The organism is Erythrobacter crassostreae, assembly GCF_019204045.1.
In the GTDB taxonomy this organism is placed as follows: Bacteria; Pseudomonadota; Alphaproteobacteria; order Sphingomonadales; family Sphingomonadaceae; genus Erythrobacter; species Erythrobacter crassostreae.
In genome coordinates this window covers 455,448-478,145 of the sequence record NZ_JAGSPC010000001.1, presented here as the reverse complement: position 1 = coordinate 478,145, position 22,698 = coordinate 455,448, and the positions used below count along the sequence as shown (strand labels likewise).

The 22,698-nt window shown below is 56.2% G+C and carries 21 protein-coding genes; 15 read left to right on the top strand and 6 right to left on the bottom strand.

Features of this window, described 5'->3' with window-relative positions; all coding sequences use genetic code 11:
• The 7 genes from pheS to KCG46_RS02350 all read left to right on the top strand — a co-directional run bounded on the left by pheS (position 1) and on the right by KCG46_RS02350 (position 8,570).
• Positions 1 to 1,137, top strand: a complete 1,137-nt coding sequence (gene pheS, locus KCG46_RS02380) for a phenylalanine--tRNA ligase subunit alpha (protein ID WP_218403744.1) — start codon at positions 1 to 3, stop codon at positions 1,135 to 1,137.
• Positions 1,134 to 3,605 carry a phenylalanine--tRNA ligase subunit beta gene (pheT, locus tag KCG46_RS02375; protein WP_218403743.1) on the top strand — a complete coding sequence of 824 codons (2,472 nt, stop codon included), beginning with the start codon at positions 1,134 to 1,136 and terminating at the stop codon, positions 3,603 to 3,605. The genes pheS and pheT overlap by 4 nt, the downstream gene beginning before the upstream one ends.
• Position 3,606: 1 nt before the next feature.
• On the top strand, positions 3,607 to 5,142 hold the full coding sequence (locus tag KCG46_RS02370) for a peptide chain release factor 3 (protein ID WP_218405251.1): 1,536 nt from the start codon (positions 3,607 to 3,609) through the stop codon (positions 5,140 to 5,142).
• Positions 5,143 to 5,195: 53 nt separating this feature from the next.
• Entirely contained in the window at positions 5,196 to 6,065 is an 870-nt protein-coding gene (locus tag KCG46_RS02365; protein ID WP_218403742.1) for an alpha/beta fold hydrolase, read from the top strand.
• An 18-nt stretch (positions 6,066 to 6,083) separates the two neighbouring features.
• On the top strand, positions 6,084 to 6,653 hold the full coding sequence (locus tag KCG46_RS02360) for a pyridoxamine 5'-phosphate oxidase family protein (RefSeq protein ID WP_218403741.1): 570 nt from the start codon (positions 6,084 to 6,086) through the stop codon (positions 6,651 to 6,653).
• A gap of 220 nt (positions 6,654 to 6,873) precedes the next feature.
• On the top strand, positions 6,874 to 7,212 hold the full coding sequence (locus tag KCG46_RS02355; protein WP_218403740.1) for a P-II family nitrogen regulator: 339 nt from the start codon (positions 6,874 to 6,876) through the stop codon (positions 7,210 to 7,212).
• A 14-nt stretch (positions 7,213 to 7,226) separates the two neighbouring features.
• Complete coding sequence (locus tag KCG46_RS02350; RefSeq protein ID WP_218403739.1) at positions 7,227 to 8,570, top strand: ammonium transporter family protein; 1,344 nt, start codon at positions 7,227 to 7,229, stop codon at positions 8,568 to 8,570.
• 170 nt (positions 8,571 to 8,740) lie between these two features.
• Here KCG46_RS02350 and KCG46_RS02345 read toward each other — a convergent pair whose 3' ends face one another.
• From KCG46_RS02345 to KCG46_RS02335, 3 genes are read right to left on the bottom strand one after another with little or no spacing between them, the layout of a single operon-like run.
• On the bottom strand, positions 8,741 to 10,330 hold the full coding sequence (locus KCG46_RS02345; RefSeq protein WP_218403738.1) for a GMC family oxidoreductase: 1,590 nt from the start codon (positions 10,328 to 10,330) through the stop codon (positions 8,741 to 8,743).
• 23 nt (positions 10,331 to 10,353) lie between these two features.
• Complete coding sequence (locus KCG46_RS02340) at positions 10,354 to 11,310, bottom strand: sterol desaturase family protein (RefSeq protein ID WP_218403737.1); 957 nt, start codon at positions 11,308 to 11,310, stop codon at positions 10,354 to 10,356.
• Positions 11,303 to 11,719 (bottom strand): hypothetical protein, encoded by a 417-nt coding sequence (locus KCG46_RS02335; protein WP_218403736.1) that lies wholly within the window; start codon positions 11,717 to 11,719, stop codon positions 11,303 to 11,305. The genes KCG46_RS02340 and KCG46_RS02335 overlap by 8 nt, the downstream gene beginning before the upstream one ends.
• A 61-nt stretch (positions 11,720 to 11,780) precedes the next feature.
• Here KCG46_RS02335 and KCG46_RS02330 point away from each other — a divergent pair, with 61 nt between their 5' ends.
• Positions 11,781 to 13,223, top strand: a complete 1,443-nt coding sequence (locus KCG46_RS02330; protein ID WP_218403735.1) for an amidohydrolase — start codon at positions 11,781 to 11,783, stop codon at positions 13,221 to 13,223.
• A 3-nt stretch (positions 13,224 to 13,226) separates the two neighbouring features.
• Here the strand turns inward: KCG46_RS02330 and KCG46_RS02325 are convergent, their stop codons facing one another.
• Positions 13,227 to 13,658, bottom strand: a complete 432-nt coding sequence (locus tag KCG46_RS02325) for a protein tyrosine phosphatase family protein (RefSeq protein WP_218403734.1) — start codon at positions 13,656 to 13,658, stop codon at positions 13,227 to 13,229.
• Positions 13,659 to 13,946: 288 nt separating this feature from the next.
• Between KCG46_RS02325 and KCG46_RS12695 the strand changes: the two genes are divergently transcribed.
• The 7 genes from KCG46_RS12695 to KCG46_RS02290 all read left to right on the top strand — a co-directional run bounded on the left by KCG46_RS12695 (position 13,947) and on the right by KCG46_RS02290 (position 20,842).
• Complete coding sequence (locus KCG46_RS12695) at positions 13,947 to 14,714, top strand: cold-shock protein (RefSeq protein WP_218403733.1); 768 nt, start codon at positions 13,947 to 13,949, stop codon at positions 14,712 to 14,714.
• A 124-nt stretch (positions 14,715 to 14,838) separates the two neighbouring features.
• Complete coding sequence (locus KCG46_RS02315) at positions 14,839 to 16,038, top strand: aspartate aminotransferase family protein (protein WP_218403732.1); 1,200 nt, start codon at positions 14,839 to 14,841, stop codon at positions 16,036 to 16,038.
• Positions 16,038 to 16,970, top strand: a complete 933-nt coding sequence (argF, locus tag KCG46_RS02310) for an ornithine carbamoyltransferase (RefSeq protein ID WP_218403731.1) — start codon at positions 16,038 to 16,040, stop codon at positions 16,968 to 16,970. The genes KCG46_RS02315 and argF overlap by 1 nt, the downstream gene beginning before the upstream one ends.
• Before the next feature lie 60 nt (positions 16,971 to 17,030).
• The gene (gene hslO / locus KCG46_RS02305) at positions 17,031 to 17,921 is read left to right on the top strand and encodes an Hsp33 family molecular chaperone HslO (RefSeq protein WP_218403730.1); all 891 of its coding nucleotides are present in this window, start codon (positions 17,031 to 17,033) and stop codon (positions 17,919 to 17,921) included.
• A gap of 84 nt (positions 17,922 to 18,005) precedes the next feature.
• The gene (locus KCG46_RS02300; RefSeq protein ID WP_218403729.1) at positions 18,006 to 18,419 is read left to right on the top strand and encodes a hypothetical protein; all 414 of its coding nucleotides are present in this window, start codon (positions 18,006 to 18,008) and stop codon (positions 18,417 to 18,419) included.
• Between the two features lie 35 nt (positions 18,420 to 18,454).
• The gene (gene queC, locus KCG46_RS02295; RefSeq protein WP_218403728.1) at positions 18,455 to 19,144 is read left to right on the top strand and encodes a 7-cyano-7-deazaguanine synthase QueC; all 690 of its coding nucleotides are present in this window, start codon (positions 18,455 to 18,457) and stop codon (positions 19,142 to 19,144) included.
• A 51-nt stretch (positions 19,145 to 19,195) separates the two neighbouring features.
• A complete protein-coding gene (locus tag KCG46_RS02290; protein ID WP_218403727.1) occupies positions 19,196 to 20,842 on the top strand; it encodes an MFS transporter in 1,647 nt (548 codons plus the stop codon).
• 7 nt (positions 20,843 to 20,849) lie between these two features.
• Here KCG46_RS02290 and KCG46_RS02285 read toward each other — a convergent pair whose 3' ends face one another.
• Together KCG46_RS02285 and KCG46_RS02280 are read right to left on the bottom strand one after the other, a co-directional pair.
• On the bottom strand, positions 20,850 to 21,407 hold the full coding sequence (locus KCG46_RS02285) for a superoxide dismutase family protein (RefSeq protein ID WP_218403726.1): 558 nt from the start codon (positions 21,405 to 21,407) through the stop codon (positions 20,850 to 20,852).
• A 76-nt stretch (positions 21,408 to 21,483) separates the two neighbouring features.
• Positions 21,484 to 22,599, bottom strand: coding sequence for an OmpA family protein (locus KCG46_RS02280; protein ID WP_218403725.1), 1,116 nt, complete (start codon positions 22,597 to 22,599; stop codon positions 21,484 to 21,486).
• Positions 22,600 to 22,698: the final 99 nt, after the last annotated feature.

Here is a 22,698-nt window from a genome sequence, read left to right as displayed (position 1 = left end):
ATGACTGAATTGACACTACAAAAAGACGCTGCCCTTGCTGCTATCGCTGATGCCGCTTCGCTTGAGGCGCTGGACGAACAGCGCGTGGCGGCATTGGGTAAAAAGGGCTGGGTCAGCTTGGCCCTGAAAACACTCGGGCAGATGAGTCCGGAGCAGCGTCAGGAAGCTGCGCCTGCCATACAGGCTGTGCGCGCGGAAATCGCCAGTGCAATCGAAGCGAAAAAGGCTGCGTTAGAGGCCGCCGAACTTGAGAGTCAGTTGGCCAGCGAGACGCTGGATCTGACTCTGCCCGCACCTGTCCGACCACAAGGCTCGGTTCATCCAGTGAGTCAGGTGATGGACGAACTCGCCGAAATCTTTGCTGACCTGGGCTTCGCTGTTGCGACCGGTCCCGAGATCGAGGACGACTGGCATAATTTCACCGCTCTCAATATGGATGAGAGCCACCCCGCACGCGCAATGCACGACACGTTCTATTTTCCAGACGCGGTACCAGATGGTGGGCAACCGGCCTCAAGCAGCGAAGCGTTAGGCCAGAAGAAAATGCTTCTGCGGACGCACACCTCGCCCGTGCAAATCCGTAGCATGAAAGAACAAGGCGCTCCGATACGCTTGATCGCGCCGGGCCGTGTTTATCGCTCGGACAGCGACGCGACGCATACGCCAATGTTCCACCAAGTCGAAGGTCTTGTTGTCGATCGCGACATTCATCTCGGCCACCTGAAATGGACGTTAGAGACTTTCTTCAAAGCATTTTTCGAACGCGAAGATATCACGCTTCGACTGCGCCCATCTTACTTCCCGTTTACGGAGCCAAGCGTCGAAGTCGACGTAGGCTACTCCAACGAGGGCAATCGCCGCGTAGTTGGCGGACATGGTGATGCCGAGGGGCATGACTGGATGGAGCTAGGCGGCAGCGGCATGGTCAATCGCCGAGTGCTCGAAATGGCGGGCGTCGATCCTGACGAGTATCAGGGCTTTGCTTTTGGCCTCGGGATCGACCGCATCGCAATGCTCAAATATGGCATGAACGATTTGCGCGCTTTCTTTGATGGCGATCCCCGTTGGCTGTCGCACTACGGCTTTGGCGCGGTGGACCAGCCAACCCTCTCTGCTGGTGTGGGAGCTCCATCATGAAATTCTCGACCACTTGGCTGAAAGACCATCTCGAAACGGACGCTACGCTTTCCGAAATTACTGAGTGCCTGAACGCGATCGGTCTTGAAGTGGAAGGCGTCGAAGATCCGGCGCAGCGTCTTGCCGGCTTCACCGTTGCCGAGGTTCTTACCGCTGAAAAACATCCTGATGCAGACAAGCTTCAAGTCCTGATCGTGGACACCGGCGAAGGCGATCCGCTGCAGGTTGTCTGCGGCGCGCCCAATGCCCGTGCGGGCATGATGGGTGTGCTTGGCCAACCGGGGGCGGTTGTCCCGTCCAACGGCATGGAGCTTCGCAAGAGCGCCATTCGCGGGGTCGAATCAAACGGCATGATGTGCTCCGTGCGTGAGCTTGAGCTGGGCGAAGATCACGACGGCATTATCGAATTGCCGGATGATGCGCCGGTTGGTCATAGCTTTGCCGACTACCATGGCTCCTCGCCAATCATCGACGTTGCGATCACGCCGAACCGCCCGGATTGCATGGGTGTCTATGGCATCGCGCGTGATCTGGCGGCAGCTGGACTCGGCAGGCTCAAACCGATTGCGTTTCCGAAATTCGATGCGGCTGATGATTGCCCGGTTGAAATTCGTACGGACGACGAAGAAGGGTGCCCAGCATTCTACGGTCGCGTAATCAAGGGCGTGAAAAACGGACCTTCGCCCGATTGGTTGCAACAGCGTTTGCAGAGCGCGGGCCAGCGCCCGATCTCTCTGCTCGTCGACCTTACCAACTACCTGATGCTCGCCTTTGGCCGTCCGGCGCATGCCTATGACCTGTCCAAGCTGTCCGGTGCAGTAGTGGCCCGCCGTGCGAAGTCCGGCGAGCAGGTTCTGGCGCTGAACGAGAAAACCTACACGCTCGATGACAGCATGGTTGTGATCGCGGATGACAAAGAGGTTCACGACATCGCGGGCATCATGGGTGGTAACAACTCCGGTGTGTCGGATGACACGACCGACCTACTGCTCGAAATCGCTTACTTCGATCCGCCGCGTATTGGTGTGACGGGGCGTAAGCTTGGCCTAGCTTCCGATGCGCGCACTCGTTTTGAACGCGGTGTTGATCCGGCTTTTCTGGATGATGGACTGGATCTGCTCGCAGGGCTGATCGTCGAACTGGCTGGAGGTACAGCCAGTGAAAAGGTGCATGCTGGTGCGGCGCCAATCGATGCCAAGGTGGTTAAGTTCGATCCGGTTCTGACCACCAAGCTTGGCGGCGTCGAAGTGCCCGCCGATGAGCAGCGCCGCATTCTCGAAAGTCTCGACTTTGCGGTCACCGATGATTGGCAAGTGACGTGCCCGCTGCGCCGCCATGATATCGAAGGGCCTGCCGATCTTGTTGAAGAGGTCGTGCGCATTCACGGTCTCGACAAAGTCGAAAGCGTGGTTCTGCCGCGTGCCGAAGGTGTTGCTCGCCCGACCGCGACGTCAGAGCAAGTTTTGGAACGCAAATTGCGGCGTGCGGCCGCCGCCAGCGGTTTGAACGAGGCGATCACTTGGTCGTTTTTGCCTGAGGCAGAAGCTGCGCATTTCACCGCGGCGGATGACCTGTGGAAGCTTTCTAACCCGATCAGCGAAGATATGAAGGTCATGCGCCCGTCGCTGATCCCGGGTCTGCTGATGGCGGCAAAACGCGCGGCGACACGTGGTAGCTCATCCAGCCGGATCTTCGAAATTGGCCGTCGCTATTTCCGCGGTTCCGATGGCCTTAGCGACGAACGCGCCACAGTTGGCGTGATCCTTTCCGGAGAGAAAACTGCGCGCGGCTGGGCAGATGGCAAAGCCGCGATGTTCGATGCATTTGATGCGAAAGCAGCAGCGCTCGAGTTGCTCGCAGCAGCGGGCGCTCCGTCCGAAAAGCTTATGGTGATGGAACCTGTCGTCAATGGCGAAGGCACTCAATTCCATCCCGGCCAATCGGCAACCTTGCGCCTCGGCCCGAAAAAAGTGCTCGCGCGCTTTGGTATGATCCATCCCGCAACACTCAAGGCGTTTGATGTGGATGGCCCGATCGCCGCAGTCGAGATTTTCCTGGATGCAATCCCTCAAAAGAAAGCCGGTAAAGGCCCAGTCAGTTTCGCGCGGCCAAGCTTTGCGCCGCCTGCACTGCAATCGGTCACCCGCGACTTTGCGTTCCTTGTGCCGTTAGAACTCGCCGCAGCCGATTTGGTGCGCGCTGTGAAAGGCGCGGACAAAGCGAACATCATCGACACGCGTGTGTTCGATGTGTTCGCCGGACAAGGTGTCCCCGAAGGCAAGAAATCGGTCGCGGTCGAGGTTACACTCCAACCGCAAGAGAAGTCCTTCAAAGACGCTGACCTCAAAGCGATTTCGGATAGGATTGTGGCGGCTGCAGCGAAACAGGGAGCAGAGCTTCGCGGTGCCGGCATCTCTGATGCGGTTCGCGCGTCGATGGAAAACATAGATGGTTACGGCTCCTTCTAGTCTGATGTCCAATCGCCGCACCTTCGCGATCATCTCGCACCCTGATGCTGGTAAAACCACGCTGACGGAAAAGCTGCTGCTGCAAGGCGGCGCGATCCACCTTGCGGGCGAAGTTAAGGCCCGCGGGGCGCAGCGGCGTGCGCGTTCCGATTGGATGAAGATCGAGCAGCAACGCGGCATATCGGTCACGTCCTCGGTCATGACCTTCGAGAAAGAGTATTCTGGCGAAAAGATCACTTTCAACCTGCTTGATACGCCGGGCCACGAGGACTTTTCAGAAGACACCTATCGGACCCTAACCGCTGTAGACAGCGCCGTAATGGTGATCGATGCGGCCAAAGGTATCGAGCCGCAGACTAGAAAACTCTTCGAAGTGTGCCGGCTTCGCAATGTCCCGATCATCACGTTCGTCAACAAAGTCGACCGCGAGGGCCGTGACCCGTTCGAAACGGTTGACGAAGTTGCCGATATGCTTGCGCTGGATGTGTCACCGCAAATGTGGCCTATTGGCATGGGCGGGCAATTCGAGGGAATCCTCGATTTCGCGAGCGGCGAAGTGAGTCGTCCGCAGGGTCCATCCAAAGAATTTCTCGGCAGGCGCGACAGAGATCCAGAGATTCCCGACAACTTTGCGGAAGAGGCTGAGCTTGCACAGGTCGGCTATCCCGAATTTGATCTGGAGGCCTATCGCAGCGGCGATTTGACGCCGGTCTACTTCGGTTCGGCGCTCAAGAATTTCGGCGTGACCGAATTGATCAATGCGATTGCCAAGCACGCACCGCCGCCGCGTCCACAGCCCGCAGGCGACGAGCAGATTGCGCCGGATTACGATGAAGTCACCGGTTTCATCTTCAAAGTGCAGGCCAACATGGATCCGAACCATCGCGACCGGATCGCATTCATGCGTCAGGTATCGGGCACATTTCGACGCGGAATGAAGCTAACTCCCTCGGGCCTTGGCAAACCGATCGCGATCCATTCGCCGATCCTGTTCTTTGCGCAGGACCGCGAGATTGCCGACACCGCCGAGGCTGGCGATATTATCGGCATTCCTAACCACGGCACATTGCGCGTGGGTGATACGCTGTCGGAAAAAGACACGCTTCGCTTCACAGGATTGCCGAATTTCGCGCCGGAAATCCTGCGCCGTGTTCAACTGAAAGATCCAACTAAGACGAAACAGCTTCGCAAGGCGCTGGATGATCTTTCTGAAGAGGGTGTTATCCAAGTGTTCTACCCGGAGCTTGGCGCGAACCACATCGTTGGTGTGGTCGGCCAGCTTCAGCTCGAAGTTCTGATTTCGCGGCTATCGGCGGAATATAAGGTCGAGGCTGCACTTGAGGCGGCGCCGTTTGCGACTGCGCGCTGGGTCAAAGGCGATCAAAAAGCGATGGATGAATTCGAACAATTCAACCGCGCGAACCTTGCGAAAGACCGGGATGGGGACATGGTCTTTATGGCTAAGAGCCCGTGGGATGTGAATTATCAGGTCGAGAAGAATCCAGACCTGACATTTTCGGCGACCAAAGAACGCTAAATTTGCCGCAGGCAGTCTTGCGGGCAGACGCGCTTCGCGGCAAAGCCTGCGGCATGACAGTATCCGGCCCAACTTCGCAGACCTTTATCTCCCAGCGCCTCAAGCTGAACTATTTCGATTGGGGAAACCACGAAAAGCCGCCGCTTGTGCTCGTACATGGCGGGCGCGATCATGCGCGCAGCTGGGATTGGACCGCCGAGCAATTGGCGCAGGATTGGCACGTTGTCGCGATGGATCATCGCGGCCACGGTGACAGCGATTGGGTGTCGGACGGGAACTACAATTCCAACGACATGGTCTATGACCTCGCGCAGCTGGTTCATCAGCTTGGGCGCGGCCCTGTAACCATCGTCTCGCATTCGATGGGCGGCAATGTCGCGCTTCGATATGCCGGAATGTTCCCAGATATGGTGACGAAGCTCGTCGCGATCGAAGGGCTGGGCCCATCACCGGAATGGAAGGACAAGCAGCGTTCCACCCCCTATCCCGAGCGGATGCGCGAATGGATCGAGAAAAAGCGCAAGGCCGCTGGCCGGAGCCCTCGCAAATACGACACGATTGAAGCCGCTTTTGCGCGAATGATCGAGGAAAACTCGTACCTCACCGAGGTTCAGGCCAAGCATCTGACTGTCCACGGGGTCACCCGCAATGAGGACGGGACATACACCTGGAAATTCGATCCGCATCTTAATGTTTGGGGCGTCGAAGATGTCGCAGATGAGTTTATCGAGGCAACATGGGCGGCGATCTCCTGCCCTACCCTTCTGCTTTATGGTGCGAACAGTTGGGCCTCGAATCCCGAGAAGGATGGTCGGATCAAGCATTTCAACGATGCCGACGTGATTGAATTTGAAGAAGCTGGACATTGGCTCCACCACGATCAGTTCGACAAGTTTATGAAAGTCCTCCAAGATTTCCTTTGAACTTGATGGAGAAAATAGATGGCTGATTTTTTCGACGCGCTTGATCCAAAGCAGGTGGCGATGATTGAAAAGCAGCCGGTGTTCTTTGTTGCGACGGCGGCTGCTGATGGCCGGGTCAATCTTAGCCCCAAAGGCTATGATGCATTTCGCGTGCTTTCCCCGACGCGGGTAGCCTATCTCGATCTAGGTGGGTCAGGGAACGAGACTCACGCGCATCTCGTCGCCGAACAGGATGACGCGGGCCGCATCACCATCATGTTCACCAATTTTGACCGACCTGCTTTGATATTGCGGATCTATGGCAAAGGCACACCGGTTCTCCCGCAAGATGATGGCTGGGATGAACTTGCGGCGCACTTTACAATGCTGCCTGGAACGCGGCAGATTTTCGAAATCGAGGTCGAGAGCGTTCAGACGAGCTGTGGCTGGGGCGTGCCATTTATGAGCCTTGAGGGTGAGCGCGAAACTCTCCAAAAAGCCCACCGGCAATCTGATCCGGCTGAATGGGAGGCCAAAATGGCGGGCCGGACCACGAGTATCGACGGCCTAACAACGCGCGCCACCGACAGATATATTGCTGGCGAGTAGGGCGGAAAGAAATTTTGTGTCGACGGAGCCGCCCGCAATGCCAATTGGCACTTGAACTGCCTAATAAATAGCCAAAAGATTAAAAAGTGGGCATAGCCAGTGCCTATTAAGGCATCCGCGCCGTTCCTTACCGCTTGGGAATCCCTTGAATCACGGTTTGGCACATCCTTTGCTCTCTTAAACCCGCCGGGAAAGGCCCGGTGAACCAAAGGGGGCACGGATGAAGTTCATCATCGCCATCATAAAACCATTCAAGCTCGATGAGGTCCGCGAAGCACTGGGCTCTATCGGCGTCGCCGGAATGACCGTTTCCGAAGTTAAGGGCTTTGGCCGTCAAAAAGGCCAGACCGAGATTTATCGCGGTGCGGAATACTCCACCAACATGCTGCCAAAGGTGAAGCTTGAGATAGCTGCAAGCGATGACATCGCCGAGCAGGTTGTCGAGACGATCCAGCAAACCGCCAACACGGACGCGATCGGCGACGGCAAGATTTTCATGCTCGATCTCGCATCGGCAACCCGCATTCGCACCGGCGAAGCGGGCGAAACAGCGCTCTAAAGGGGACAAGCATCATGAAGCGTACTTTTCTGACACTTGCTGCCCTAGCCGGAGTTGGCCTTACGGCTGCACCTGCTTTGGCAGCTGTACCTGCGGCGCCAGCCGCAGATGCGGTGGGCGGCGGCACAGCCTATATTCTTAACACTTTGCTATTCCTCATTGGCGGTTTCCTCGTCATGTGGATGGCAGCTGGTTTTGCGATGCTCGAAGCCGGCCTTGTCCGTGCCAAGAACACCTCGACCCAGTGTCTCAAAAACATCGGCCTCTATTCGATTGCCGGTCTGATGTTCTGGGTGATCGGCTATAATATTGCCTATCCAAGCTTTGCCGAAGACAGCCTTGGCCTGATTGGCGGATTTACCGGCATCTATTCGATGCAAGAGGTCGGCGCTGCTGATCTCGATACGGGTTACTCGGTCGCATCAGACTGGTTCTTCCAGATGGTTTTCTGCGCCACAACGGCCTCGATTGTGTCGGGCACCGTTGCAGAACGCGTGAAAATCGTACCGTTCTTCATCTTCGTCACAATCCTGACCGGCGTTATCTATCCGGTTGTTGTCAGCTGGGAATGGGGCGGCGGCTACCTTGATAGTGTTCACGGTTTCAGCGACTTTGCTGGCTCCACCTTGGTTCACTCAACCGGCGGTTGGGCGGCTCTCATGGGCGCAATCATCATCGGTTCGCGTGTTGGCCGCTACGGCAAAGATGGTCAGGTCAATGTATTCCCGGGGACCAACATCCCTCTGGCGACGCTTGGCACGTTTATTCTCTGGCTCGGCTGGTTCGGCTTTAACGGTGCATCGCAGCTTGCCATGGGCACAGTCGGCGATGTTTCCGATGTGTCGAAGATTTTCGTGAACACCAATATGGCCGCCGCTGGCGGTGTGGTTGTCGCGATCATCCTGACGCAGGTGATGTACAAGAAAGCCGACGTCACGATGGCGCTCAATGGCGCACTGGCCGGCCTTGTGTCGATCACTGCTGAGCCGCTTGCTCCTTCTGTCGGTCAGTCGATCCTGATCGGCGGCGTTGGCGGCGTGATCGTGGTCTTTGCAGTTCCGATGCTCGACAAGTTCAAAATCGACGATGTCGTTGGTGCAATCCCGGTTCACCTGTTCGCAGGTATCTGGGGTACGTTGATCGTCGCTTGGACTGCTGCACCCGACGCAGGTGTTACCTTCATGGGTCAACTCGTCGGCGTTCTCTTGACCGCAGTCTGGGTCTCCGGCGCATCGGCCATCGTGTGGCTGGCTCTCAAATACACGATCGGCGTCCGTCCAAGCGAAGAAGACGAAGTGAACGGTTTGGACAAGGCCGAGATCGGCGTCGAAGCCTATCCTGAATTTGCGAGAACCTAACCAACTCGCTCACCAGTTTGGCGGGGGAAGACATTCTCCTCTCCCTCTTTCCCCGCCTCACCGCGTTCCTCCTGCGAACGAACAAACTGATAAGGGCCGAAGCGGCATCCCCGCTTCGGCCCCTTTTTCGTACACTTTGCAGGCTTGTTCGCCACGCAATTTGCGAGGTTTCAGCGGTTCTCGGCGGCCTTGATAAAGTCTGCGCAGCGCTCACCGATCATGATGCTTGGCGCGTTTGTGTTGCCGCTGACGATCTTTGGCATCACGCTGGCATCGGCGATCCATAGGCCTTCGAGCCCGCGCACTTTCAGCGTCGGATCGACTACCGCGTCATCATCTGCGCCCATTCGGCACGTGCCGACTGGATGATAAACAGTGTCAGCGCGGTTGCGGATCATTTCGTCCAGCGCTGCGTCGTCATTGAGATCAACGGGGTGACGGTCGGTAGGTCCGTAAACTTGCAGCGGCGGCGCATCAGCGATGCGGTGCGAAAGGCGTATGCCTTCGCGCAAAGTGGCAATGTCACGGTCATCGTCGAGGAAGTTCGGATCAATCACCGGCGCAGCGGCTGCGTCACCCGAGCCGAGTCGAACGGTGCCTTTGCTTTCCGGGCGCAGCACGCAGGCATGGAGCGAAAAGCCGTAGCCCTTCACATTTTCGCGGCCATGATCTTCCAGCACCGCTGGAACGAAGTGCCATTGGATATCTGGTGCAGGCGCGTCGTTCATCACGGTCCAGAAACCGCCTGCCTCAGCATAAGGTGTGGTCATTGCGCCCGTACGCTTACGGCGGTGCTCAAAAATGGCGCCTGCCATCTTGAGCGTGCCTTTCAACGTGCCGCCGATAGGAACATCGCTTTCCGTTTCCCAGCCGGACACATAGTCGATGTGATCTTGTAAGTTGCCGCCAACAGCCTCGCGATTCAACACCACATCAAGGCCGTTGTCTTTCAAATGCTGCGCTGGGCCGATACCCGACAACATCAATATCTGCGGAGAATTGAACGCGCCTGCCGAAAGGATCACGCCGCGTTTGGCATAGATCATCTCGCTGCGTTTCCCGCGCTTTACCATCACTCCGGTGACCCGCCCGCCTTCGATCACCAGCTTTTCAACCAGCGTGTTTGTGCAGACAGCGAAATTGCCTTGGTCGCGGATCGGCTCGACATAAGCGCGCGCAGCAGACCAACGTTCGCCATTGCGCTGGGTCACTTGATAGAGGCCGAAACCCTCGTGCCGTTCCCCGTTAAAGTCGTCGTTGGGCCGCATCTGAAGCGATGCGGCGGCCTCTACAAAAGCGTGGCTTGTGGGATTGGGAGAGCCTTGGTCAGAGACAAACAATGGCCCTCCATCGCCGTGATAATCATCACCGCCGCGCTCATTCGATTCAGCTTTTTTGAAATAGGGCAGCACATCGTCGTACGACCAGCCATCGCAGCCCATATCGGCCCAATTGTCGTAATCCCATTTGTTGCCGCGAATATAGACCATGGCATTGATCGCCGAAGACCCGCCAAGGCCTTTCCCGCGCGGCTGATATCCGATCCGGCCATTCAGCCCCTTTTGCGGGACAGTGTCGAATTTGTAATTCGAGGAATTGCGGATGAAGGGCATGAAGCCGGGCGTTTTGATAATGACGTTGTCATTGCGCCCGCCGGCTTCGATCAAACACACACGGCGCGTGCCATCTACGGCCAAGCGCCCTGCAACTGCGCTGCCACCACTACCTCCGCCGATAACGACGTAATCGAAACTCTCCATGATCTCTCCTCTAGGAGACAGGATTAAGCAGGTTCGCGCGGGCTTTCAATCGGGTTTCGCTGTGCAACCGAATTTGCAGCCTCGATTTGTCCTGTTCGGGCTCGCCATCTCTCGCGGATTGTGTCCGATGTGTCGCGCGATCCATCATGGCTCCAGCCGGGTGCGCGCAGCAGGTAGGAAAGCTTGTGCTTCCATGGCGCGCGCCAGATATCGCTGATCATGCCGATCCATTCGTGAAACACTGCCCAGAGCAGGTTGAAACTGCCCAGCTGCTTTATGATACCGTAGCGGATTTTCTCGTCATCGGTCTCAGCTTCGAATGTGCCGAACATCTTGTCCCAAATGATAAAGACACCGGCATAATTCCGATCGAGATAACGCGGATTGGTGGCATGGTGGACGCGGTGGTGACTCGGTGTATTCATCACGGCCTCAAACCAACGCGGCATCCGATCGATGGCTTCGGTATGAATCCAGAATTGGTAGATCAGATTGAACCCGCCAACGATTGCGATCATACCCGGATGAAATCCGAGCAGCACAAGCGGCAATGCAAACAGCAGTCCAAAGGTAAACGATCCGGTCCACGATTGCCGCAGCGCGGTGGACAGGTTGTAGTGCTGGCTGGAATGATGGTTCACATGGCTTGCCCACATCCAGCGGATTCGGTGCCCTGCGCGGTGAACCCAGTAATATTTGAGATCATCCAACACAAAGACGAGCGGCCATGCCCACCAGACACTCCACCATTCAGGGCCAAGGTCAAACACGCGGTATTCGTAAGCAGCGATGAACACATAGACCGCAAAGCCGCCGAACAAAGCGCCTGCAACTGTAGAGCCCAATCCAAACGCTAGACTTATGAGCGTATCTCTCGGCTCATATTTCTCGGGCGCGCGGAATCTCGCCCACAGTATCTCTGCGAGAACGGCAACCACGAAAAGCGGCACAGCAAATTGGGTGGGGGAGAATTCAGGCATCTTCCGTGCCGTTTAACCGATTGATCGCGTCTACCCAAGGCTCTGGCCTTGCGAGCATAAGAGTTACGCAGCCAAAACGAGCTTCACCGGTGGAGATAATGGTGTGTCCGTCCTCGACCAGCACGCTCGCTTGGGAAGTAAGAATCCGGCCGGCAAACTGATTACCGTGCGGCTTGATCACCATGATCTGGCTGCTTGCATCCCTGAGCAAAGCGCCTGCGCCGTTTGTGTCGAGCGCGACTTCGGAAGCCTCATACCCGTCAACCACTTCTGTAGCTGCGCGCCTTGCCTCGTCCTCATTAGACAAGGTTGGCTTTCCCCCAAGACGGAGGAGCTTTGCAAAGCCGGTTATGGCAAGAATCGCGATTAGCGAACCGCCAAAGGTCAGGATTTGAGGGTGGATGTCCATGATCATGCGGGATTGGCATGAGCGGCACTTTGCGGCAAGCTTGGGGCAACAGGAGATTGCCATGAAATTGCCGTTCAAACCGCTGGCTGCCGCTGCGAGCATCGCTTTGCTGGTGGCGACAACACCTTTGTCTGCCGATGATCATGGGGTCGATCCGGTAGAATTCGTTAACGCGGATGCTGATCGGACGGCGCGTGTTGCGCAGCAGCTCTGGGAACTGGCCGAGCTTGGCTATCTGGAGACAGAAACAAGCGCATTGCTCCAAAGCGAGCTTTCGGGAGAAGGCTTTCGGATTGAACAAGGCATCGCGGATATCCCGACAGCGTTTCTGGCCGAGTGGGGCGAAGGTGGGCCTGTTATCGCAATCATGGCGGAAATGGATGCGTTGCCAGGTATCAACCAGTCGGCATCACCTTTGCGGGAGATTGTCGAGGGGAAGAATGCAGGCCATGCGTGCGGGCACAATCTGTTTGGCGCCGGATCGCTTGTCGCCGCCATCGCCATCAAGAAATGGTTGGAAGAAACAGGCACCCCTGGCCGCATCCGGTTTTACGGCACTCCTGCGGAAGAAGGCGGCTCTGGCAAGGTATATATGACCCGTGCGGGCATGTTCGACGATGTCGATGTGGCGATCCACTGGCACGCCGATGATGAAAACAGCGCAGCGGCGCAAACGAGCCTCGCCAACCGTTCTGCCAAGTTCCGCTTTAAAGGGATTTCAGCGCACGCTGCTGGCGCGCCGGAGCGCGGACGCAGCGCATTGGACGGAGCGGAAGCGATGAACATGATGGCCAATATGCTGCATGAGCATATGCCGCAGGATGCGCGGATGCATTATGTTATTACATCGGGCGGAAACGCTCCGAACGTGGTGCCCGATTTCGCCGAAGTGTTCTACTATGTCCGGCACCCTGATCCTGATGGAGTTGAGGAAATCTGGACGCGGTTAGAAGCTGCAGCGCGCGGAGGGGCTATGGGAACCGGCACCGAAGTTGAGTGGGAAGTGATACACGGCAACAACCCATTGCTCGTCAACGAAACCCTTGCCAAAGTGATGGACCAGAAACTGCGCCAGGTCGGCGGCGTAGAGTATACCGATGAAGAACGCGCGTGGGCTGAACAACTGCAGGAATCGCTGGGCGATTCGGCGAAGCCGCTCGAAAGCGCGGGCGAGATTGGCGACTACGGGAAGAGCCTTGGATATGGCTCAACCGATGTAGGCGATGTGTCTTGGGCCACCCCCACCGTTGGCGTTCGCACGGCGACATGGGTCCCGGGAACCAGCGCGCATAGCTGGCAAGCTGTCGCGGCGAGCGGGCACTCAATCGGACACAAAGGCACCCAAGTGGCCGCAAAATCGATGACGCTAATGGCGGTCGAGCTCTTCACCAATCCCGAACTGCGCGCAGCCGCGCGTGCCGAATTCGATGCTGCAAGGGGCGATGATTACGAATATCGCTCTCTGCTGGGCGACCGTGCACCGCCGCTTGATTACCGCAAATAGGCTCTAGCGAGCGGCAAGCATGTCGATCATTGGGCGGATCGGGCTGACATCGTAGCCCGCAGCCATTGCTGCGGCTGCGATCTCATCTGGGTCACTGCCAATCTTGGCTTCTGCCAGAGACCAGAGAAACGTGGAACGTGTGCCGGATCGGCAGTAAGCCAGCACTTTACCGTCGGTATCGGACAGCGCGGTAACCATCTGGTCGATCTGAGGCTCACTGAAACCCGCGTGACCGATGGGAATTGCGAGGTAGGCCAATCCTGCCGCTTTGGCGGCTGCAGCGATTTCATCGCCTTGAGGTGCACTGGGCTCCTCATCATCGGGACGGTTGTTCACGATAAGGGTGATCCCCTGATCTTTGGCCAGCGAGATGTCGGCTTTATCGATCTGGGGACTGGCAAGAACCGATTCGGACAATTTGCGAAATGTGCTCACTAATTGGTGCGCCTTTTAAAGTTTCGCACGAGTGCTACTCGCCAAAGAGCGTTATTTCAAATTGGGATTCACGCCGGAACATCACAAAAGTGGTTCGAAAATGTCATATTTTTGCGCGAAGAAGGCTCCACGAGTTAAAACATTCGCAAAGCAGCGCTTTGTACGCTATGACTTGTGCAAGAGGGCGATTTCGATCCGTCGAAATCTTGCCCGCGTTCGGTACGGATCACTGTCCTCGCTACCGACGTGTTGAAGGTCGGGACAGTGTGACAAGGTACGTACGGAATTATGGGTTACGATAGGGGACGTCGGCGCGGCAAGGACAAGCGCGACGGATTCGGCGAGGACAGCTTTGATCCTTTTGGCGGCGGTATGGATGGATATTCCCCGCCGAGCGATTTCGGAAATGATCGTGGCGGCGACCGCTATAGCGGCGGCGGCGGTGATCGTGGCGGCTCACGCGGCGGCTTCGGCGGCGGTGATCGCGGCGGGCCACGCGGCGGGGGCGGCGGTGATCGTGGCGGTGGAGATCGCGGCGGAGGCGGCGGCTTTAACCGTATGCCTGCACAAGTCGTAGGCACCGGCAAAGGCACCGTGAAATTCTTCAATGGCGAAAAAGGTTTTGGCTTCATCGCGCAGGAAACTGGCGGTGAAGATGTGTTCGTGCATATCAGCGCAGTCGAACGCGCGGGTCTTGAGGGCCTGGCCGAGGGTCAGGAACTTGAGTTCAACCTGGTCGATCGCGGCGGAAAAGTTTCTGCCCAAGATTTACAGGTTGTCGGTGATGTCATCGCAGCACCCAAAGCCGATGCCGGCCCTCCGAAGCGAGAGCTGACGGGTGAGAAGGCAACCGGTACGGTCAAATTCTTCAATTCAATGAAGGGCTTTGGTTTCCTCGTACGCGATGATGGCCAGCCGGATGCATTCGTGCATATCAGCGCTGTTGAGCGTTCAGGTCTGACCGAAATTGCCGAAGGCGAACGGTTCGAATTCGACCTAGAAGTGGATCGGCGCGGAAAGCATTCTGCGGTCAATCTTGCGAAGGTTCAGGAGTAACCCTCCAAAAACTCATCAGGCCGTTTGGCCAAGCGTAAGAGCGGCCTTATCTCAATCCAGATGGCGGCTCAGTTATGGGCCGCCATTTGTTTTTGTACCCGATTTCCAAATTAGGAATCACGTTATGTCGATTACTCCGCTCATGCCTGTTTATCCGCGCTGCGGTGTGCGCCCTGTTCGCGGTGAGCACTGTCATTTGATTGACGAGGACGGGACACGTTACCTCGATTTCGCGAGCGGCATCGCGGTCAACCTGCTCGGGCATTCGCATGCAGGGTTGATCGGAGCGGTTCAGAGGCAAGCTGAAACGCTCATGCATGTGTCGAACCTTTATGGCAGTCCTCAGGGCGAAAAGCTGGCGCAGCAGCTGGTCGATAACAGTTTTGCGGACACTGTGTTTTTCACAAACTCGGGTGCTGAAGCAGTCGAGACAGCGATCAAATGCGCGCGCGCCTATCACCAGAATGCCGGTGAAGATGGCGATGCCAACCGCTTTGAAATTATCACCTTCGCCAATGCGTTTCACGGTCGGACGATGGCTACGATCAGCGCATCGAACCAAACGAAGATGCATCACGGCTTCTCGCCGCTCCTCGAAGGGTTCAAATATGCCGAATTCGACGATCTGGAATCGGCCAAGGCGTTGATGGGTCCGAACACGGCGGGCTTCCTTGTGGAGCCGATCCAGGGCGAGGGCGGCATTCGCCCCGCATCAGACGAGTTTATGCGAGGCCTCCGCGCGCTGGCTGACGAACACGATCTGATGCTTGTGCTGGATGAAGTGCAATGCGGCGTCGCGCGGACAGGCAAAATGTACGCGCACGAACATTACGGCATTGATCCCGACATTCTTGCGAGCGCCAAAGGCTTGGGCGGGGGTTTCCCGATCGGCGCCTGCCTCGCGACTGAAAAGGCCGCGCGTGGCATGACATTTGGCACGCATGGATCGACCTATGGCGGGAACCCGTTGGGCATGGCGGCGGGCAGCGCAGTTATGGATGCAGTGGCGAACGAAGAGTTTCTTGCTGAGGTCACTGAAAAGGGCGAGCGTATCCGTTCGCGCCTTGAGCAGTTTATCGGAAACTATCCTGATTTGTTCGACCTGGTGCGCGGTAAAGGCCTGATGCTTGGCATCAAGATGAAGGTCGAAAGCCGGCCGTTTTTCGTCCATCTGCGCGATAATCACCAGTTGCTGACGGTGGCTGCGGGCGACCAGACTTTGCGCGTGATCCCGCCGCTTGTAATCGGCGATGCTGAGATCGAAGAGTTCTTTGAAAAGCTTTCGGCAGGTGCTGCGAGCTTCAAGGCGCCGGAACCAGCATAATGGCTGCGCGCCACTTCCTTGATTTGGGCGATGCTGGGCCGGATGCCATAGCGGCCATGATTAATGACGCGATTGATCGCAAATCGGCCCGAACTGACTGGCCCAAGGGTAAACCGGACGCCGACCGTCCTTTAGAAGGCCGCGTTCTTGCGCTGGTGTTTGAAAAAAACTCGACCCGCACCCGGGTGAGTTTTGATATCGCAATGCGCCAGCTAGGCGGGACAGTGTTGATTTTAGAGGCAGGGTCAAGCCAGCTTGGGCGCGGCGAGTCTATCGCCGACACAGCCCGCGTCCTGAGCCGTATGGTTGATGCCATCATGTTGCGGACAGACGATCATGCCAAGATCGAAGAAATGGCGAGGCACGCCAGCGTTCCGGTCATCAATGGCCTGACAGACCGTTCGCATCCCTGCCAGATCGTGGCCGATTTGCTGACAATCATCGAGCATGGCAAAGCTTTACCGGGACTTGATGTTGCGTGGCTTGGCGATGGCAACAATGTGCTTCACTCAATTCTCGAAGCGGCGGGTTTGATGAAGTTCAATGTTCGCGTGGCGACACCTGCAGGGTTTGAGCCAGAAGCCGAATTTGTTAAGACTGCCCGCGCTGGTGGCTCAAATGTGCTGCTAACCCAAGATGCAGCAGAGGCAGCGAAGGCTGCCGATGTGATTGCTACCGACACATGGATTTCGATGGGTCAGGCTGACGCTGATGAAAAGCGCGCAGCGATGGAACCGTACCAGGTCAACGCACCATTGATGTCAAATGCCAAGCATGACGCGATTTTTCTGCATTGCTTGCCTGCCCATGTGGGTGAGGAAGTCAGCGAAAGCGTGTTCGAGAGCGAGCGTTCCGTGGTTTTTGATGAGGCTGAGAATCGCATCCATGCACAGAAATCGATCCTGCTCTGGAGCTTTGGTTTAATTGCTTAAAAGCGGCGATTTTCTTCTGGGGACTTATCGGCGCAACCAAGAGGCACCATATGGCGATTTATGGAAACCCAGACAGAGACTTTTGCCGATAAGATCCTCGGCTTCACATTGCCGGCGCGCAGTGCACGTGCACGTTTGGTGCGGCTGGACGATGTCGTTTCAAACATTCTCTCGGCGCATAACTACCCACCTCCCATTACCCATCTTTTGAGCGAAGCGCTGGTGCTGGGCGCGCTGATGGGGGGCTTGCTGAAGGGTGAGAAATCACAACTGACACTGCAAGCTCAGACGCAGACTGGTGTTGTATCGCTGCTGGTCTGCGATTTTCGCGCTGGCGAAATGCGTGGCTATGCGGAATTCGATGAGGAGCGCTTAAAGGGATTAGGCGCAAATCCCACGCTCTCAGCTATGTTCGGAGAGGGCTTTTTAGCGATCACTTTCGACACCGGTCCGGGCCAAAGGTATCAAGGCATTGTGCCGCTGGAAGGGGAGACGCTAACCGAAGCATGTGAAGCATACTTCACGCAATCCGAGCAGATCCCAACCATGATCCGCGTTGCCAGCCGCTCAGGTAGCAACGGACCAGTGGCTGCGGGGCTACTGATACAGCATTTGGCTGATGGTGAAGAAGGGCGTGAACGACTACACGTCCGCATGGATCATCCGGATTGGGAGCATGTCTCCGTAATGGCATCGAGTGTGAGCCACGATGAACTGCTTGACCCTACTCTTTCCATGGAAGGTCTTGTATGGCGCTTATTCCATGAAGAGCATGAGGTTTTGGTCCAGCCAGGGGCCATATTAACGCGCGGTTGCCGTTGCAGTGCGGACTATTATGAGGGCGTCATTACTCGTTTTCCCAGAGCTGAGCAGGCCGAAATGCGCAACGAAGCTGGCAAGATAGTCGTCGATTGCGCCTTCTGTGCGAAGGACTTTGAACTACAAATTTAACGGTTTGTCGCTATTCAGGAACGGCTCATCCGTGTATTGCGATTATGTGCAAGCGAATATGACGAAAAAGGCAATGATCATCTGATGACCAACGGCAAAGTGAGTTTGACTAGAAAGGCGGCGGCACTGCTTGGAGCGGGCGCGCTTGGTTTTGCCTTGCCCGCTCTTGCACAATCGGACAGTTTAGCCATGCTTTCCGAATTGGCTAAGGGCGAGTGGACGGTTAAGTATCGCGACGGCTCGCCTGCTCGCAAGATCTGCGTAAAGAGCGGTCAGGAACTAATCCAGCTGCGCCATACCGACAATGGCTGCAACCGCTTCGTTGTTGAAGACGATACCTCAAAAGTGGCCGTGCACTATACCTGTGCCGGCAATGGATACGGGCGTACATCGATCCGCCGTGAAACAGGTTCACTGGTCCAAATTGAAAGCCAGGGGATTGCGGCGGGTAAGCCTTTCCAGTTTGCCGCAGAAGCCCGTCGAACCGGAAGCTGTTGATTGCTAATTGACCGTTTCAGGCTAAGTGATCGGCCATGAATCAGACTACCACCAAACCAACAGCAATCGTCCTGCTTTCTGGCGGGCTTGATTCCATGGTGACCGCTGCCATCGCGCAAGAGCAAGGCTATTCCGTCAGGGCTCTATCGGTCGATTATGGCCAACGTCATCGGCTTGAATTGGAGTCTGCTAAAACCATTGCCGCAAACCTTGGGTTGGTTGGCCATGCGGTGCTTGACCTAGACTTGCGCTCATTTGGCGGCTCGGCTTTGACCGATTCAATCGATGTGCCTAAGTCTGGTCTTGGAGACGATATTCCAGTGACTTACGTGCCTGCGAGAAATCTGGTGTTTCTTGCATTGACGACTGCTTGTGCGGAGGCGGCTGGTTCGCGAGACGTTTTTATCGGTGTGAATGCGCTGGATTATTCGGGCTACCCAGATTGCCGGCCGGAATTCATTGCGAGTTTTACTGAAACGGCGCGCTTGGGCACCAAATCAGGTGTGGAGGGCAATCCCTTCACGATCCACACTCCTCTACAAGACATGACAAAAGCAGACATCGCGACTGAATGTCACCGCCTCGGCCTGGACCCTTCATGGAGCTGGTCATGCTACGATCCAACCGACAATCAAGCGGCCTGTGGGCTGTGTGATTCATGCCGTTTGCGTAAAAAGGGTTTTGCCGAAGCAGGAATAACGGATAGCACTGTGTACGCGGCCTAATCCGACCACATTTGGGCCCATAAAATATAGTCGTGGGCTAGGGGATCGGACTTGCAAGAAGCCACCAAAGTCGAGCAGGAGCAGGCCGAACAGCCCGTTCCGGCATATAGTTGGTACGCGTTAAGCGTACTGGTTTTAATTTATGTCTTGAACTTCATTGATCGGCAAATTCTCTCGATCCTCGCTAATGATATTAAGGCCGATTTGGGTGTTGACGATGCCTATTTGGGCTTCCTCTATGGCACGGCTTTCGCCATTTTTTACGCATTGTTTGGAATCCCGCTTGGCAAACTAGCGGACAGTTGGAAGCGTGTTCGGTTGATGACGCTCGGCCTCACTCTATGGTCTGCAATGACGGCAGTCTCTGGCTTCGCAAGAGACGCAGCCACGTTGACCGTAGCGCGCATTGGTGTCGGCGTCGGCGAGGCTACCGCTAGTCCTTCGGCATATTCGCTGATTTCAGATTGGTTTCCCGCCCGACTTCGTGCGACCGCATTGGCGATCTATTCATCTGGTCTTTATATTGGAGGCGGTGTTTCGTTGGCGATCGGAGGGTTGATCGTAGACAACTGGAACAAGAACTTTCCGGATGGAGACCCATGGTTTGGTCTGGCTGGCTGGCAAGCCGCGTTTATCGCTGTTGGCTTGCCAGGTTTGCTTTTGGCGATCTGGGTTGTCACGCTGCGAGAGCCAGTTCGGGGTGCCATTGATGGCTTACCTACGGAAGAGGATCCCCACCCCTTCCGCGGCTTCATTCAGGAGCTGTATACTGTAATACCACCGTTCACGTTTGTTGGCGCAGCGTCGCGCGGCGCAAGTGCATTGGCGATAAACGTTCTGGTATTTTTTGGCGCACAAGTTGCCGCTCACCTGATCACAATTTGGCTGGGTGCTGAGCAAGGAATTATTGTCGCATCTCTCGGTAATTTACTGGGCGTAGCGTTGCCTGCAATCTCCGATCAATGGTGCCTGCTTGCTATCGGCTACTATGCGGTATTCTGCTGGGCTAGTGCCCTACGCCTCAGAGACTATCCGACATTCGCGTTAACCTGGGGCTCCCCTGCATTCCTCTGTACTATCCTCGGATATGGGACAGTGGCGTTTATGGCCTATTCTGCATCCTATTGGGGCGCGCCGTATGCTGAGCGCGTCTTTGATGTCTCGAAAGCGGAACTGGGTTTCTGGCTAGGTGGTGGCGGCGCTGCTGGCGGTTTTCTGGGTGTTATCCTCGGTGGCCGCATGGCTGACACCCTGTACCAAAAAACAAAGGGAGGACGGATTTGGGTGATACTCTTCGGCCTGCTAAGCCCTATTCCCTTTGCGTATGTGCAGTACACGACTGAGAGCTGGACACTGTTCCTGGTCCTGAATGTAATCGTAGGAGCCTTGGCTGCATCTGCCTTGGGAGCTGCGGCGGCAAGTAGCCAAGCCTTGGTTCTTCCTCGAATGCGCGGGACTGCAACAGCCACGTTCTTTCTCGCAACGACTTTGGTTGGATTGGGTCTCGGTCCGTACACGGCCGGTTACGTTTCAGCGCAAAACGGAGGAGACCTCAGCGCTGGAGTTCTCTCTACGCTTTGGATCACGCCGATCGGTTTCGTTTTACTATTGGCAGCGCTAAGGTTGGTCCCCAAAGCGAACAAGAGCGTCGTTGAGCGCGCAGCTGCGGCAGGTGAACCTGTCGGGGCCGCGCAATAGCAAGCTCTTAAGGCGCGCGCTCGACGATTCCACAAGCAATACGGGGGCCTGCTGCACCTGCTGGATCTGACATATAGTCGTCGGGTCCGGCATGGATCATAACAGCCGTCCCATCCTCGTCGAAGAGTATACTCTCGATTTCAGCAGCATTCTTCTCGATCATGCGTGTCGCAAGAGCAGTGCCGTTGTCTGAGATTTCGATGTTTTCGAAGTCTCCAAGATGCGATCCTTGTTCACTAAGTCGACCATGCGTTTTCGCAAAGGGATTGAGGTGGCCGCCCGCGGTTTTGAAGTCAGGCGCATCACACTTTCCTGTCGTGTGGAGGTGAAACGCTTTCGCACCTGGCTCTATGCCACTCAGCGAGATTTGCAGCGTAAGTACGTCGCCCGATTGTTTGAACTCGACAGTTCCTCTCGCGTCGCCTTTGGCTGAAATCATGGAAGCACTGGCAATAACCGAGGCTTCATTTTCGATCGGTTTTTCGGCTTCTTGAGCAGGCTCTGTACCTGAAGTGCATCCAGAAATCGCGAACGCAACGAGGCCAAGGCTAGAGGTTAATCGCATTCAAATTCCCCTTGAGATCATAAAAAAAGGGGCCGGATCGCTCCGGCCCCCAATTCTTAGAGCGTGAAGCCCAATCTTACATGCCCGAGCCTGGGCCGTAAGATACTTCAACGCGACGGTTCTGCAGTTCGCGAACACCGTCCGCTGTTGGAACACGCGGCTGAGATTCGCCGAATGCTTCGCTGTTGATGCGCGCACCTGGGATGCCGCGACCTGTGAGGTAGTCGGTTACCGAAGTGTTCCGACGCTCAGCCAGACCCATGTTGTAGGTCACGCTGCCCGAACGGTCGGTGTGACCGGCAAGCATTACGTTGGCTGTACCGCAGTTCGCATAAGCAGTGACAGCGTTGTTAAGAACTGTCGCAGCTTCCGCCGTGATGTCAGACTGATCGAAATCGAAGAATACGATGTACGGACCAGTGTTGCACGGTGCCGCAGCCGGTGGTGGTGGCGGTGGCGGTGGCGGTGGCGGCGGTGGAGGTGGTGGAGGTGGTGGCGGTGGAGGAGGCGGTGGAGGAGGTGTATCGCCACCAAAGTTGTATGTCAGCGTACCGAGAAGCGAGTGAGTGCTAGCGTCGGTATCGAGAGTGTTACCAACGGTATCAAACAGTTCAATGTTCGGTGCGTTGAAGTAACGATAACGAAGACCAGCGTCCCAGCTATCGCTGATTGGAGCGCGGATACCAGCCAAAATCTGCCATGCGAGACCAGTGTCGGAATCGTCAATTACAGGTGAAAGGTTGGAGAAATACTGAGCTTCAAAGTCAGTACGGGCAACGCCAATACCGCCGCCGAAGAAGGCCTGAAGGCCATCATCTGGACCGAAGTCAAAGAGACCGTTCACCATAAAGCTCAGCGCGCTAACGTCACCGCTAGCAGCTTGAGTGGTGCCAGCAGGAACCTGGTTGAGGAAGCCTGGCGACACTGTGAACGATTCGAGATCCGCTGTACGATAGCTCGCTTCAGCTTCGAGACGGAAAGCACCGAAGTCGTAGCCAACAAGGCCGCCGAAATCTGCACCATTCTCGTAATCACCAGAGTAATCTTCTGGGTTACCATTAACATCAAATTCGATGTCTTCAACGAGCATCGGACCACCGCCGAGCTCGACATACCATTCGCCCTCACGAGCTGTGGCAGGCGCTGTAAGCGCTGTCGAAGCCATCGCCATACCTATGACGAGTTTGCGCATTTCTAATTTCCCCTTTTATAGGATTGAGGCACTAGGCGTATCTAACTTCTCGACAAAAAAGTCGCAAGCAATCAATGGCCCGAAACTGTTGCAAGAATG